A 15896-nucleotide genomic window follows, 5' to 3' on the forward strand; every position below is an offset into this window, starting at 1 on the left:
CTAACATAACACCATAAAATAATCACTTAACCTTAATACTCTAGCTTTGTTTCTGTTAAACAGATAAATAAAGTATGAATATATTTTTAAAAGTACTCGTTGTAATAGCAATACTATATCTTCTTATAACTATTTATCTTTCTATAAAATACCCCGTTATAAGTTGGGATTGGACTAAGAAAAATACAAATGATTTAAACTTCCCTAAAGATTTTCATTGGGGAACGGCAACAGCCGCTCATCAGGTCGAAGGTGGACATACGAATAGTAATTGGTCTTGGTGGGAAAATCAAAAAAATAAAGATGGTAAACCCCGCATAGATAATGGTGACAAAGCTGGACTTGCCACAGATCATTGGAACTTATATCCCAAAGATATCGAACTCATGCAGGAACTAGGCGTTAACTCCTATCGTTTCTCCTTATCATGGAGCAAAATAAACCCCGAAGAAGACAAATTTGACGAAAAAGCAATTCAGCATTATTCAGATGTAATTGATAGCTTATTAGCCAAGAAAATCATCCCAAACATCACATTACACCATTTTGAAGAACCGCTTTGGTTTATGAATAAAGGAGGATTTGAAAAAGAAGAAAATAACAGTTATTTTTTATTATTTGTAAAAACTGTTTTTAATAGATATAGTAATCGGGTTACTTTTTGGACAACATTTAATGAAATTAATGTGTACACCAATTTGGCTTTTATGTCAGATATATTTCCTCCAGGCAAAAAGAACTCTAAAATTGCTGGGCAAGTTTTAAAAAACATCCTAATTGCGCATACTCAAGCTTACAAAATACTGAAAGCTTTACCAAATGGCAAGGAATCTCAAATAGGTATTGTAAAAGACATTTTCTTTTTTGAGCCTAAAAACAGATGGAATTTACTCGATTGGATTGGAGCTTTGGTTGCCAATGATAATTTTAACAATTCATCATTGAACTTTTTTGAAACTGGGAAATATCATTTTGGCGTTCCGTTTGAAGCCAATGTAAATTACATTGATAGAGATGCTCCCAATACAATCGACTTTATGGGGCTTAATTACTATTCTCATTATGCTACAACTTTCAAATTTATAGAACACGAAAAAATGTTTTCGCCAGTAGCAGGCGAAGAAATGACCGACATGGATTATACTGTTTATCCCGAAGGAATTTACAGAGCCATAAAACGAATGTCACAAATCAAGAAGCCAATTATTATTACCGAAACAGGTATTGCCGATGCCAAAGATAACAGGAGAAGTTTATTTATAGAAAGAGAATTATATGCCATATCCGAAGCTATAAAAGATGGTTATGATGTAAGAGGATATTACTACTGGTCACTAATCGATAATTTTGAATGGAGTTTAGGATATGACAAAAAATTTGGATTATTCACGGTAAATCTTGAAACGCAAGAAAGAAAATTAAAAAATGGAGGCAAAACTTATCAGACAATTGCAAAACGTTTTTCGAACATAAAATAGCTCTAAAACCAACTTTAGACAAAAAAATTCAAAATATTTTAAATATTCTACACTAATCTCAATCTCTTTTATCTCCTCAAAAACAACCCATTAGTAAGAATTTTAAACATAAACACACTATAAATAAGGGATTTATTTTGTAGTTCCGAACACCTTTACTATCTTTCGCTCTAGATTTAAAGTAAAAACCTTATACATTGACAAGATGTTAGAAGAAAAGAATGATAACCTGCAAGATGCAGATGGAAAATTAGAAAATGGATCTGCAAATTCTGCTGAAAACAGTGAGACAACTTCGGTTGAAATTATTGAAAATGAAGCAGAGAACATTGTGCCTGAATCTGAAAATACAATAACTCTTTCTGAGGAAGAATTATCGAATACAGAAGCTGTTGCTGAAACTCAAAATCAGACAGCACTAGATGCAATAACCAATTCTAATGCTGAAGAAAGTGAAGACGAAACTCTAAAAGAGCGTCACGACCTTCCGATGCAAGATTATAATACTTTTTCGCTTGACGAACTTGTTGCTGAACTAAAAAAATTAGTTTCTTCAGACAAAGTTATGTCTGTAAAAGAGCATATTGAAGAAATAAAGAAATCGTTTTTACTACAGTATAATCATCTTATCGAAGAAAAAAGAGAAGAATTTAATGCTGAGAATCAAGATCCAAATGAAGAATTTCAATATCATTCTCCATTAAAAACGAAGTTCGATGAATATTACAATATATTCAGAAATCATCGAAATGCACATTTTAAAAATCTACAAACCAATCTAAAATCAAATTTAGAAAATAGACTGGCTATTGTTGAGGAATTAAAAGAGCTTATTAATCCGCAAGAAAACATAAAAGATACTCTTAAACATTTTAATGAATTAAGAGAAAGATGGAAAAATGCTGGTTCTATCCCAAAAGACAAGTACAATCACGTATGGAATAACTACCATTTTCATGTAGAGAATTTTTATGATTATTTGCATTTAGATCGTGAAGCCAGAGATTTAGATTTTAAACACAATCTTGAACAAAAACAAAAAATTGTAGCTCGCGTAGAAGAATTAGTTAATGAAGCTGATGTAAGCAAAGCGTTTAGAGAATTACAAGATTTACATAGAATCTGGAAAGAAGATATCGGTCCAGTTTCTAAAGAACACCGTGATGAGATATGGAATAAGTTTAGTGAATTAACTAAAAAAATCCATGATAAACGCGAAGTTTTGTTTGAGAACATTAGAGGTTCAGAACTTGAAAATCTAGAAGTTAAGAAAAATATTATTGCACAAATCGAAGTTCTTGCTACCGAAAAGGTAAATACACACGCGCTTTGGTTGTTACAAATAGAAAAAGTAGAAGCTTTACGCTCTGCATTCTTCGCAGCAGGAAAAGTTCCTTCGGATGTAAACGAAGCTACTTGGACTGCATTTAAAACTGCCGTTAGAAACTTTAATACTTTTAAAAATTCATTTTATAAAGACATTAAGAAGGATCAAAACGACAACTTAAATAAAAAAATGGCTCTTGTTGCCAAAGCCAAAGAATTACAAGAAAGCACCGATTACGAATCGACTACTCCTGTAATGAAAAAGATTCAGGAAGAGTGGAAACAAATTGGTCATGTTCCTAGAAAATACTCTGATAAAATCTGGAAAGAATTTAAAGATGCTTGTAATAGTTATTTTGATAAATTAAAAGAGCACAAAAACGAAGAAAATGGTGATGAAGTAGCTGCATTTGATAATAAAAAAGCTTACTTAGAAACTATTCGTGAATTCCAACTTACTGGAGATCACAAAACAGATCTTGATGCTATAAAATTACATATCGAGACATGGAAAAACTTCGGAAAAGTACCATTTCCTAGACGTCATATCGAAGGTAAATTCAATAAGATACTAGATGCGCTTTTTGAAAAATTAAGCTTAAGCAAAAAAGAAACAGAAATGATTCGATTTGCTAATAGAATCGATAATTTATCAGAAAGTAATGATACTAGAAAATTAGACAATGAGAAAATTTTCTTAATGCGTAAAATTGAAGAAGTTCAAAATGAAATTTTCCAATTAGAAAACAACATTCAGTTCTTTACTAATACTAAAAATGCCAAGAAAGAAAACTCAATAGTTCTGGAAGTTCGCAAAAACATTGCGCTTCACAAAGAAAGTCTTGATGTTTGGAAAGAAAAATTACACCAATTAAGAAATTTAGACAACCACTAAATCTATTAAAAGTTTATAAATAAAAAGAGCGATAAAATTAATTATCGCTCTTTTTTTGTTTTATATTTTAATGTTTAACCGCAAAGGGCGCTAAGGTTTCTCTACATAATGTCGAAAAACCGCAAAGTTCGCTAAGCCTTGTATTCTTTGCGAACTTTGCGTAAATCTTAGCGTGCTTTGCGGTTAAATTTATATCCAAATCCTAATTTATAAATGCTTTTAAAAGTGGGCAATTATATTGCTTGAATGTTTTTGTTGTACTATACACAGAATAAAAATCTGTAATTTCTTTTCCTGATTTAAAAGCTGTAAGATTAGCGGATGAAATATCAGAATTTCGATAATAATCATAATAATTACATTCGAAAATCATTAAACTAGCCACTGCCTTTTCTTCTTTATTTTTAGACAATTTCAATGCCTTTTCATAATACATTTTAGCCAGCGTACATCGATAATAATTTGAATTTTGATACATCATCTCAGCATCATAATTATTTCCTCCATATATATAATCAGAATCCGTTTCTCCAATTCTAGAAGACCAGTCATAAGCAAGCATCATCCAAGAATTACCCCAATAAGAAACATTAAAATAAGCATGCGCTAATAGTAAATTGCTTGTGGCAGTATTCTCTTTTTTTAACTCAATTAATCTAGCTACAAATTCAGCTTTATTAAAACGATAACTAAACTTTCTTTCCTTAGCTTTTTGCAACACCTTCGGAACAAATGGATCTTCATTAAGATTATTTTTATACTCGTAGTTTTTCTGCCAGAAATTAGCGGGCATACTAGCAAAAACCTGATAGGCTATTGCTAAATTATTTTTCCTGAAAGCAATCGTTCCTTTTACATCTCTATAAAAATTTACATCTGGTGCCGTTGTTCCTGCACAAATGTATTTCTCAAACGGTGTTTTATCCTCTTTTTGATACAATTCAATCAGGTTATCCATATCCTCTAGAGTTGCATATCGCTCAAAGTAGCCAGTATATTCATAAAAAGATGGTGCATAATAATACCAAGAATCAGATGCTTCTTTTTTAAGATTAGATTTTAAAAATAATAAACCTGCTATCGCTTTATCTCCTTGTTTAGAAAACTCATCACTTGCAATCCGATACAAACTATATAAGTTTTTAAGTAAACTAACATCCTCTTCAACCAAATCCTCTATTACATTAAAATATTTAAAGAGATTATTTTGGGTGTTTTTATCTTGTAAATTATCTTGTTTTAATGCCACAAGAGCCAACTGAATATTTTTTTGTAATTGGATTGAAACATTAGCATTAACAGAAATCATGTTGACATATTTTTTTCCCAAGTCTATTTCATCATCTATAAAACATAATTGAGCAATTGCCGACGCAATAAAATCTTTCTGCTCTCCTGAAACTTCGTCATGAACATCAATTAAAAACTGTTTTAACTCTCTTAGATAAAAAATGTCTTTATTAAAATTATCTGCTTTGGCTTTTTCATAATTATCATACCAACTCATTTTATCAAAACTTACTGCCGGAATTTTATTAACGGAATATTTGGGAGTAAAAATCCAATCTTCAAGTTTGTTTATCTCTCTTTGAACTAAAAAACTAAAATAAATACTATTAGGGTCGAATTTATAGATTTGTTTTATAGTATTTAAGTCTGGAGCAGGATTACGCAAACTTTCGATAATCAAAATCATGTTTCGTTCATCTTCATTCTTTGCCAATCTTAGTGTAGCCGCAGTTTGCTTAAAATTGTAATGCTGCATTACTGCAAATGATTTATCATCACAAGAAGCAAAAACTTTACTCAGTAAATAATTTTGAAGAGGAAAATCATCAATACATAAAGCTTTATAATACAATGCCCAAGATGCTAAAATTGTATTATTATTGTTAGCAAAATAAGTATCGTATAAACGGATTACTTCGGCTTTGTCTGAGCTATAAAAACGATCTCTAAGAATAAGAAATGCATAACGTTGTTTTAAAAAAGGATCTTTGGCAGACAAAATCTTTTTATTATAATCACCTATTGCAACAGTGTTTACGTTTTCCGGATAACTGTTTATTCCGCTCCAAGATTCCCATTTAGAACTTGGAACATTATTATATTCTAATTTTTTAGCTAATACTAAATAGTCTAAGAAGGGTTTGTTTTTAAAACGCAACAAAGTTGCGATAAAAGTATTCTTTGCAAAAACTTGCTTTAATGTATTGGTTTGATAAGCTGCTTGGAATTTATCTGAATCTGTTTCGTATAAAATTGCATAAATATCTGATGTAGAAACGTTTGCTCCTATTTTTTTCTGCCACTCAATACAATTTAATCCCTGATCTTTATTAGAAACCTGGCTAACCTCATGATAACTATTGGCTGAGTAACAAAAATAATGCAGTTTTAAGAACCCATCTCTTTCTGATTTAAACAAGGCTAAACGACTCGTTTCTGCCGATTCATACCATCCGCAAGCAAACGAAGCCTGAAAAATAAACAGTAAAACTAAACTACTGAAAACGCGCATAATACCCGGATATGTTTTTGATGCCATAATCGTGGATGTATTTTTTATCAAAAGAAAAGAAAGTAACCTTTGTATGATTATCAAATGGTATTCTGTTTTTTATAATCGAAATCATTTTATTTATCTCCTCATCTGAAATTTTTTCAATTCTTATCTCATCCCCATTTCGCAAATACGTCTGCCCTATCAAAACATCATCTTGAAGTTGATATTTATTCTCTGCTACTTTTTTAAACCGTGTAGAATCTTTAACAAACTCTTCATAATCAGAAACGATACCTTTAAATTCATTTCCTCTAAAAACAACCGACCAGCTATATAAAGGTAATGCAATATCTAAATCCAGATCATAATCACTATGTGTTATGTATTTTTCCAATTCATCACTTGTACCAATTGAGTTCTTCGTTTTATAATCATTAGGACTTGATAAATTGTAACACATTAATAACCCACGATCTACAGGGGGAGTTCCTGCTTTTTCACAATATTTATATTGCCATAATCTTATGGTTGCAGATAATTGGGAACTTTTAAATTCTTTTTTAACTTGTTGCAATAAATAAAAATAATTGTCCTTGGATTTTTCTGTCCAATCACAATCAATTAAAATCTCTTCAAAATTGGGTTTTAACTTAGCTAATTCAATTGCTTTTATGGAATCTAAATCTAATGCTTTTTTAATCTGCCCATTTTGCTTCCCATAATCTGAATATACAATAGTACTGGCTCTCTTATATGCCTTTTCTTTATTATAATTGAGTCCAATTTCTGTTATCCTTTTCTGGATTCTTCTGGCTAAACTATCTAATTGTACTTTATTTGCCTTCAAAACAACTTCATTAGTAATAAAAACACTTGGCGTAATTTCTGGATTACTTTCATTCAGATCTATTCGGCTTATCGTTGCAACAGGAAGAGGTTCATTGGTATATGGATTCCAATCCACATCAAAAAACCGAACATACATGTGTTTTACATTTAAATTCTTACAAATAGAATCTTCTTCTTTATCAAAATAAGCACTTGTTTTCCAATAACAAAAAGAACGAACGACTTCTTTCTTTTCATCGCATCCAGAGCTATTTATTACCACAAACAACAGTATAATAATTAAGCTTTTCATTTTTTAATAATACTTACAATTTTAAAGCTAAAGTAATGCATAAAAGAATAAGGTTCTTTATTTTTTTTAAACAATTTTAAGTTTCGATTGCTACCTTTGCAAAAAAAATAAACATGTCAAACATTTATATCGGGTATCACTTTACAATTGAGCCTAAAGAGTTAGGATCAGAAATACTAATTGCCGAATTAGGCGAGAAAGCATTTGAGAGTTTTACTGAAACCGAAACTGGGATTTCTGCATTTGTTCAAAAGGATTTATGGGACGAAGCTATCCTGGAAGATATTCATATTTTACAATCGGATGAATTTAAAATTGAATATACATTCGAAGAAATCGAGCAAGTAAACTGGAACGAAGAATGGGAAAAAAACTTCGAACCTATCGATGTTGATGGAAATTGCCATGTACGTGCTCCTTTTCATCCAAAAACTGATGCCGAGTTTGATATTGTAATTGAACCAAAAATGAGCTTTGGAACTGGTCATCACGAAACAACTCACATGATGATTCAGCATTTATTAGAAATGGATGTTAACGGAATGAAAACGCTTGATATGGGTTGTGGAACTGCTATTCTTGCTATTCTTGCCGAAATGAAAGGCGCGCAACCAATCGATGCTATTGATATCGATAACTGGTGTTATTTAAACTCTATAGAAAACGCTGAACGCAATAATTGCAAGCATATCACCGTTTACGAAGGTGATGCAGCTTTATTAGCAGGTAAAAAATATGATTTGATTATTGCTAATATCAACCGTAACATATTACTGAATGATATGCAAAGTTATGTTGACTGTCTGAATCCAAAAGGGACTTTATTATTAAGTGGTTTTTATGAAGAAGACATCCCTTACATCGATGCATCATGCACTGAAAGAGGATTAGAATATGTTAAAAAATTTCAAAGAAATAATTGGGTTTCTTTAAAATATGTAAATTTGTAATTTAAGGAATTACAACAGTACAAAAAGCTGAAAAAATGAGTACTAAAGAAAAAGTAAGAGAAAAAGTTCGGGAAAAAGAAGCAATATCGTTTAACAACGAAATTATTGTGTATAACGATGATGTAAATACTTTTGATCATGTAATCGAAACTTTAATTCGCGTATGTAATCATACACCTGAACAAGCAGAACAATGTTCCCTTATTGTACATTATAACGGAAAATGTACTGTAAAAACGGGATCGATGGATAAATTAAAACCACAATGCACCCAACTTTTAGAAGCTGGACTGAGCGCTGAGATTATTTAATTTAATTACCAATAATTTAAAAAATAGTGTAATTTATTCTATATTTGAATAAATTACACTATTTTTTTTATGGAAGAGTACGGGAAAATACTAATTATTGCAATGCCGATTTTTTTATTATTAATTATAATCGAGAAATCTTATGGTTTATATATAAAACAAGACCACGTTCCTCTAATCGATAGTGTCTCTAGCATAAGTTCAGGAATTACAAATTCGGTTAAGGACGTTCTCGGGCTTACAATTACCTTTATTTCTTATGAATGGCTGGTTTCTAAAATCGCCATTTATCATATCGAAACTACTGTCCTCACCTATCTTATCGGATTTTTTGTAATAGATTTTTATGGCTACTGGAGTCATCGTTTATCACATCAAATTAATTTTCTCTGGAACAAACATGCCATTCATCATAGTAGTGAAGAATTTAATCTGGCTTGTGCATTAAGACAACCTATTGCTAGTTTTGTAAATCTATTTACATTCTTGCTTATTCCCGCTGCATTACTTGGAATTCCTGCTAGTGTTATCGCTATAACATTGCCCCTTCATTTGTTTTTACAGTTTTGGTATCACACTAAATATATCAAGAAAATGGGAGTTTTGGAGCATATATTGGTAACACCTTCTCATCACAGGGTTCACCATGCTATAAACCCTGAATATCTGGACAAAAACCATTCGCAGATTTTTATATTCTGGGATAAACTTTTTGGCACTTTTCAAGAAGAACTAGATACAGTTCCGCCTGTTTTTGGTATTACAAGACCCGCAAATACATGGAATCCGATCCGAATAAATTTTCAGCATTTGGCATTGATGATTAGTGATGCCTGGCGAGCCGAAAACTGGAAAGATAAATTCACAATTTGGTTTAAACCAACAGGTTGGCGTCCTGAAAATTTTGAAGAAAAATATCCTGTCAACAAAATCACCGATGTATATAACTACGCCAAGTACGGAACCGATAACTCTAACAAACTCATTTTTTGGTCGATTACCCAAGTTATGATAACATTGCTGTTTGTAAGTTACTTGTTTAGTAATATTGCCAAGATTGGTTTCCCAAATATCTTTTATTATGGCTTTTTTATTTTTATAACTATTTATAGTTATACTGAACTAATGGATAAAAACCGTTTTGCTATTCTATGGGAAAGCCTACGTTTACTAACTGTTCTTGCAATTATTCTTTATTTTGGAGATTGGTTTGGGCTTAATTCTGTTTTCCCCTTTGGTAATATCGTTGTTATCGGGTATCATATTATCTCTTTACTAGTCACGATTTATTTTGTAAAAGTCGATTTTAAAAACATAAAACCAGTTCTGGTAAACTCTTAAAAAACAAATTATGAAAAGCCCCTTTCTTTTAAAATTCTATATTGGTTTTAGTTTTTTTTATCTTTTAATTCTTCTTTATAATCTTGAAAATATTGCTTGGTACTTAAAGGGATTACTCATCCCTATTTTATGGCTTGCTGTTTATCTTTCTGAAGACTTTCCTTCAAAAAAAATACTTCTTGGAGCTTTATTATTCTCATGGATTGGTGATGTAATTTTATTATTTGCCGATAAGGCCGAAATCTATTTTATATTAGGTTTGGTCGCTTTCCTGATATCTCACGTTATTTATATTATTCTGTTTAACAAACAAAACAAGCCAGATGTTCCTAAAAACAAAGGTGTTTTCTTTATTGGCTTTGGATTTATTTTAGTTTATTTAGCAACAATGCTTACCGTTTTATTACCAAAACTTGGCGACTTGCAACTTCCTGTTATTGTTTATGCATTAACTATTTCTACCATGCTTTTGTACGCTTTTAGCGGATATTTAATTTGGAAAAAACCTGCAAACACATACATTCTTGTTGGTGCTATTATTTTTGTGCTTTCGGATAGCATCCTTGCAATGGATAAATTTTATGAACCTATTTATAAAAATTCCTTTTTTATAATGCTTACTTATCTTATGGCACAATATCTGATTGTAATTGGTATTTTAAAACTGAATTCAGTAAAAACAAAATAAAGTACTGATTACGCAGATTAAACAGATTTAAGCTTTTTTTGCACGCAGATTTAGCAGATTTTCTTTTAATCACTTTTAATCTGTGGCTTAATTTTATCAAAACCTTTTACATTTGCATCATAAAACTGTCAAAACATGAAAAAAATAGCTCTTTTTATCATTTTACTTATTACAGCCACATCTTGTGTGAGTACAAAATCTACTTTAAAAAATGTAGATGATAATGCGCCAAACTTAACTTTAAGCAAAGACAATACTTTTATAATCACTGAATATAGCAAAGACAAGAAATATGGTTATGATAAAGATTACCCTGTAAATATATTTTACAGAACATCTAAAGATGAAGTAATTAACCAACAACGCTTTTTAAACGCTCTGGCTGGACCAAATGGAGAAAAGATAACTTATACTAAACTTGAAAGTTGCTGCCCTTTCCCTAGCAAAAGAAGCGATATGGGAGCTGGTTTTCTAGATGTTTATGAATTAAAATGGGAAGGACAAAAAAAACCAATCAATTTATATCTTAATATCTACGAAAAAGGAGTTTTAATGGTTCCACTTGGATTGACTTTAAAGAAATAGAAGAAAGACTTGTTTGTAGAAGCAAGACTAAAAGAGGAAAGATTTTATAGAACAATCTGAAAGCAAACAAACATAATTTAAACTAATAGTAATGTTCGGGATAGCATGTTTAATTTTGGTTATTTTACCAATACTATTTCAATTAATAGTTGGTTCGAAAACTATATTCTTCAAAAATTCTACTAAACTTAAATTTGGAAAAATAAGCCTAATAAGCTTTATCTCGCAAATAATATTTTCTATTGCTGCTATTTACATCGCCAATTATAATCTTTCAAAATATTTTGATGAGCATCCGAATTCAACAAGATGTGGAATGCCCTTTTTTGGAGTTTTAATGTCTATTATCTTTTTTATTATAGTCCTATGTATTCTAATACTTCTTCAGTTTTTTATTAAAATTTTAAAAGAAAGAAAGAAAAGCTAAATAAGATACTATATTTAAAACAAAAACTGCTTTCATAGTTTTCATAGCTTTATCAGTAATTGGTATTTCCGCATTATATTTTCTATCCAAATTCTGATTTTTGTCTTCGTTGCTTTCGGGTTTAATTGCTATCGATTTTGCGAGAGTTGGTTCAGTATTGATTAAATTTATTGTTTTATCTGTGGTAACGTTTTATTATTGGAAGCTTTCGAGAATTACTGATGAAATAAACTTCAAAAAAATTCGCACTTCATCTTTTGCTAACCATTCCAGAGGTTTTGCTTACTAAAGTTAAAATATAACACCTACTCGGTTTCCATTATCTTTATTTTGATTTTTTTATATCTAGAATTCAAATACTAATTGGCATTTAAACACTTATAAATATTCTTTTTTTACTTACACAAATTCTGTTTGGGATTTTCTATATAAAACTTAGGAAGAAACTACTTGTTGGCAACAAGTAATACCAAAAACTTTTAGACGTACAAATACACCAAAGAAAAACATAAAGAACCAGATAGGCTATATATGATAAATGTCATTGATTAGTTTATTTCAATGCCTTAATATTGCCCCGATAAAAGTGGAAATCATTTTTTAAGAAAGCTGGTTTTCATGAATTTAAAGAGCGCCCAATGGAAGCTCCTGAAAATCCATGAAAAAGCATTTTAAACAAAAAATAGTACATCAATAGTGCAAAGAGGCTTCTTAAAAAAAACTTAATTCTTAATCTGTAAATCGCAAATCCTAACTACCTTTGCACTTTCAAAAATTACAAACTATGAACATACAACATATTCCACAAATTAAGCATACAGATAGCGGTAACTTCTTTTTACTTGCAGGGCCTTGCGCCATAGAAGGTGAAGAAATGGCAATGCGTATTGCTGAAAAATTAATCGGTATTACCGACAAACTTCAGATTCCTTATGTTTTTAAGGGGTCATTTAAAAAAGCCAACCGTTCTAGAATCGATAGTTTCTCTGGAATCGGTGACGAAAAAGCATTAAAAATCTTAAGAAAAGTTTCTGAAACATTTCATGTTCCTACTGTAACTGACATTCATACTAATGAGGATGCAGATATGGCCGCTCAATATGTAGATGTTTTACAAATTCCTGCATTCTTAGTACGTCAAACTGATCTTGTTGTGGCTGCAGCCAATACTGGAAAAGTAGTAAACTTGAAAAAAGGACAATTTATGAGCCCTGAAAGCATGAAACATGCCGTACAGAAGGTATTAGATTGTAACAACCAAAACGTAATGGTTACTGATCGTGGTACTATGTTTGGTTACCAAGACATGATTGTAGATTATAGAGGGATCCCAACAATGCAACAATATGCTACTACGGTTCTTGATGTAACACATTCGCTTCAGCAACCTAACCAAACTGTAGGTGTAACTGGCGGAAGACCTGATATGATCGAAACTGTTGCAAAAGCGGGTATTGCTGTAGGTGTTGATGGAATTTTTATCGAAACTCATTTTGATCCGGCTAACGCCAAAAGTGATGGTGCAAACATGTTACATTTAGACTATTTTGAAGATTTAATGACCAAACTAGTTGCCATCAGAAAAACTATTAATCAATTTTAATTTTTTATACTTAATACTTTGAAAACTAATTTTATATTATTTTTCTTGTTGTGTTTTTCAATAAACACATTTGCACAAGAAGAAATGCCGTTACAAGAAAAATACACTGCACATAATAAAGGTAAGTTCTTTGTTTCCTGGGGTGGTAACAGAGAAAGTTACAGCAAATCAGATGTTAACTTTAGAGGGAAAGATTACAACTTTACAGTTGAGAATATGTCTGCTCATGACAAACCAAAAGGGTGGCACATGGATTATGTTAATCCTGCAAGAATGACCATTCCTCAAACTAATTTACGCTTGGGTTATTTTTTTAGCGACCATTATAGTGTAACCATTGGTGTAGACCACATGAAATATGTAATGAGTCAAAATCAAACAGCTAATGTTAATGGATATATTGATTTACCTACAGATCAAGCTGGATCTTTTTACAACGGCATTTACAATAATACACCTGTAGATATGTCTTTATATGGTGCTCAGGAAGGTGGTGTTGATAAAGGTACTATTCAAAATCCTCCTCCTTTTTTAATGTACGAACATACAGATGGTTTGAACTATGTTAATACAGAGGTTTCAAGACATGATGATATTTCGTCTTTGTTCAATCTTCCTAATACAGATAAAGTTCAAATTAACTTAACCGAAGGTTTAGGTGTCGGTCTTTTATTTCCTAAAACAAATACAACACTTCTAGGAAAAGAGCGTCATGATGATTTTCATGTTTCAGGTTATGGATTATCGGCTAAAGCTGGTTTAAATATTACTTTCTTTAAACACTTTTATATTCAAGGGGAGTTAAAAGGTGGCTATATTAATATGCAAGACATTAGAACTACACAAAGTAGCGATGATAGTGCTTCTCAAGACTTTTTCTTTTTCCAAAGAATTATTGCTTTCGGAGGTATCTTCAGAATATAATTTACAAATTCATAAAAAATAGTCATCATTTTATTTGGTGACTATTTTTTTTATTATTTACTTTGTAATTCAAAGTACTTTATATGGAAGATAAATATTTACAGGATATTACTGAAATAAAAAACATGATGAATAAATCTTCGCAGTTTATTTCATTAAGTGGCTTATCAGGAATTATGGCAGGAATATATGCTCTTATTGGCGCTCACATCGCCAATGGTCTTATTGAAAGCCATTCGAGTTATTATGTAACTCTGGAAAGTAAAACTTTTAAGTTAATTGTACTAACTGCTTTTTTGGTACTATTATTTTCTGTTATAACTGCTGCGATATTAACTGTTAGCAAAGCCAAAAAGCAGGGAGAAAAAATATGGAATTCTACTTCTAAAAGAGTATTAATCAATTTTTTGATTCCGCTTGTTACTGGTGGTATTTTCGGCTTACTTTTGCTTCGAAATGGTTATTATGGTTTAATCGGTCCAGTCACTCTCCTATTTTACGGATTAGCTTGTGTAAATGCAAGTAAATATACTTTGAGAGATGTGCGTTATTTAGGAATTACCATAATTATCCTTGGATTAATTTCAACTGAATTCTCTGGTTACGCTTTGGAATTCTGGGCATTAGGCTTTGGAGTTTGCCATATTATATACGGAAGCGTTATGTACTTTAAATACGATAGGAAATAATCTTTATTTGTCATAACTCTAAAAAGTAAAACATGAAAAATTTTAAATATATTTTCGCAGGGGTTACCTTGATAATTAGCTTTTGCTTTGCTTTATACATTACAAAGCAGTTTTTTCCGAACAATCCTTTTTCGAAACCAACAGCTGAAAATCCAAAGTTAAAGATTAATTTGTTAGACAAAATCCAGGCAGGTGATTTAATTTTTCAAACTTCAGAATCTAGTCAGTGTGAAGCGGTAAGAATTGCTACAAAATCTAAATTCTCACATTGCGGAATCGTTTATATTTTAGACGGTAAACGTTTTGTTTTTGAAGCTGTACAACCCGTAAAACTAACTCCTCTGGACGAATGGATTGAGCATGGAAAAAATCAAAGTTATCTTGTAAAGAGGTTAAAAGATACAACTGCGTTAACTCCTACTACTATTGAAAAAATGGAGATATATAGTCGTAATTTCCTTAATAGAGATTATGATGCTCATTTTAGTTGGTCGGATGCTAAAATTTATTGTTCTGAATTAATTTGGAAGATTTATAAAAATGGAGCAGGTATTGAGTTATGTCCGTTACAGAAATTAAAAGACTTTAACCTAGAAGATCCTAGAGTTAAAGCAATATTAAAAGAACGATATGGTAATAATATCCCGCTTGAGGAAGATGTTGTTGCACCTTCGAACATTGTGGATTCGAAATTATTAAAAACCGTAATTGATACCTATTAAAAATTGAAAAGCATCATTCAAAATATAAATAAAGCCTTTGATCATCGAATTAGACTTGGAATCATGTCTGTATTGATGGTCAATGAATCGGCTGATTTTAGTACTCTGAAAGAGCTTTTGGGCGTTACGGATGGTAATCTTGCGAGCCATGCTAAAGCATTAGAACTAGAAAACTATATTGAGATACAAAAACAATTTATTGGCAAAAAGCCCAACACTAGTTATAGGGCAACCAAAGACGGAAAACTTGCATTTGTTGCACACATTGATGCTCTTGAAAAATTGATACAGAAGAAGTGAGCCTTTTTTT

General features: G+C 31.1%; 14 protein-coding genes. 12 read left to right on the top strand and 2 right to left on the bottom strand.

The window, feature by feature from the left end; all coding sequences use genetic code 11:
* Positions 1-74: 74 nt before the first annotated feature.
* Both OA93_RS09750 and OA93_RS09755 read left to right on the top strand, forming a co-directional pair.
* A complete protein-coding gene (locus OA93_RS09750; RefSeq protein WP_052259420.1) occupies positions 75-1478 on the top strand; it encodes a glycoside hydrolase family 1 protein in 1404 nt (467 codons plus the stop codon).
* A 205-nt stretch (positions 1479-1683) separates the two neighbouring features.
* The gene (locus tag OA93_RS09755; protein ID WP_039112999.1) at positions 1684-3699 is read left to right on the top strand and encodes a DUF349 domain-containing protein; all 2016 of its coding nucleotides are present in this window, start codon (positions 1684-1686) and stop codon (positions 3697-3699) included.
* A 202-nt stretch (positions 3700-3901) separates the two neighbouring features.
* Here OA93_RS09755 and OA93_RS09760 read toward each other — a convergent pair whose 3' ends face one another.
* A complete protein-coding gene (locus OA93_RS09760) occupies positions 3902-6247 on the bottom strand; it encodes a hypothetical protein (protein ID WP_039113000.1) in 2346 nt (781 codons plus the stop codon).
* Positions 6204-7346 (bottom strand): hypothetical protein, encoded by a 1143-nt coding sequence (locus OA93_RS09765; protein WP_039113001.1) that lies wholly within the window; start codon positions 7344-7346, stop codon positions 6204-6206. Before OA93_RS09765 ends, OA93_RS09760 begins: the two co-directional genes overlap by 44 nt.
* Positions 7347-7459: 113 nt before the next feature.
* Here OA93_RS09765 and prmA point away from each other — a divergent pair, with 113 nt between their 5' ends.
* The 10 genes from prmA to OA93_RS09825 all read left to right on the top strand — a co-directional run bounded on the left by prmA (position 7460) and on the right by OA93_RS09825 (position 15886).
* Positions 7460-8296, top strand: a complete 837-nt coding sequence (gene prmA, locus OA93_RS09770) for a 50S ribosomal protein L11 methyltransferase (protein WP_039113002.1) — start codon at positions 7460-7462, stop codon at positions 8294-8296.
* A 35-nt stretch (positions 8297-8331) separates the two neighbouring features.
* Positions 8332-8607: an ATP-dependent Clp protease adaptor ClpS gene (locus tag OA93_RS09775; RefSeq protein ID WP_035625878.1), complete on the top strand. Its 276-nt coding sequence runs from the start codon at positions 8332-8334 to the stop codon at positions 8605-8607.
* 69 nt (positions 8608-8676) lie between these two features.
* Positions 8677-9948, top strand: coding sequence for a sterol desaturase family protein (locus OA93_RS09780; RefSeq protein ID WP_039113003.1), 1272 nt, complete (start codon positions 8677-8679; stop codon positions 9946-9948).
* A gap of 10 nt (positions 9949-9958) precedes the next feature.
* Complete coding sequence (locus tag OA93_RS09785; RefSeq protein ID WP_039113004.1) at positions 9959-10636, top strand: lysoplasmalogenase; 678 nt, start codon at positions 9959-9961, stop codon at positions 10634-10636.
* A 135-nt stretch (positions 10637-10771) separates the two neighbouring features.
* Positions 10772-11221 (top strand): hypothetical protein, encoded by a 450-nt coding sequence (locus tag OA93_RS09790; protein ID WP_039113005.1) that lies wholly within the window; start codon positions 10772-10774, stop codon positions 11219-11221.
* 1211 nt (positions 11222-12432) lie between these two features.
* Positions 12433-13251 carry a 3-deoxy-8-phosphooctulonate synthase gene (gene kdsA, locus OA93_RS09805; RefSeq protein WP_039113008.1) on the top strand — a complete coding sequence of 273 codons (819 nt, stop codon included), beginning with the start codon at positions 12433-12435 and terminating at the stop codon, positions 13249-13251.
* A gap of 18 nt (positions 13252-13269) precedes the next feature.
* Complete coding sequence (locus tag OA93_RS09810; protein WP_039113009.1) at positions 13270-14175, top strand: hypothetical protein; 906 nt, start codon at positions 13270-13272, stop codon at positions 14173-14175.
* An 83-nt stretch (positions 14176-14258) separates the two neighbouring features.
* Entirely contained in the window at positions 14259-14864 is a 606-nt protein-coding gene (locus OA93_RS09815; protein ID WP_039113010.1) for a hypothetical protein, read from the top strand.
* A gap of 32 nt (positions 14865-14896) precedes the next feature.
* Positions 14897-15586 (top strand): YiiX family permuted papain-like enzyme, encoded by a 690-nt coding sequence (locus OA93_RS09820; protein WP_039113011.1) that lies wholly within the window; start codon positions 14897-14899, stop codon positions 15584-15586.
* 3 nt (positions 15587-15589) lie between these two features.
* Positions 15590-15886 (top strand): transcriptional regulator, encoded by a 297-nt coding sequence (locus tag OA93_RS09825; RefSeq protein WP_039113012.1) that lies wholly within the window; start codon positions 15590-15592, stop codon positions 15884-15886.
* Positions 15887-15896: the final 10 nt, after the last annotated feature.

The sequence above is a fragment of the Flavobacterium sp. KMS genome (assembly GCF_000813005.1).
In the GTDB taxonomy this organism is placed as follows: Bacteria; Bacteroidota; Bacteroidia; order Flavobacteriales; family Flavobacteriaceae; genus Flavobacterium.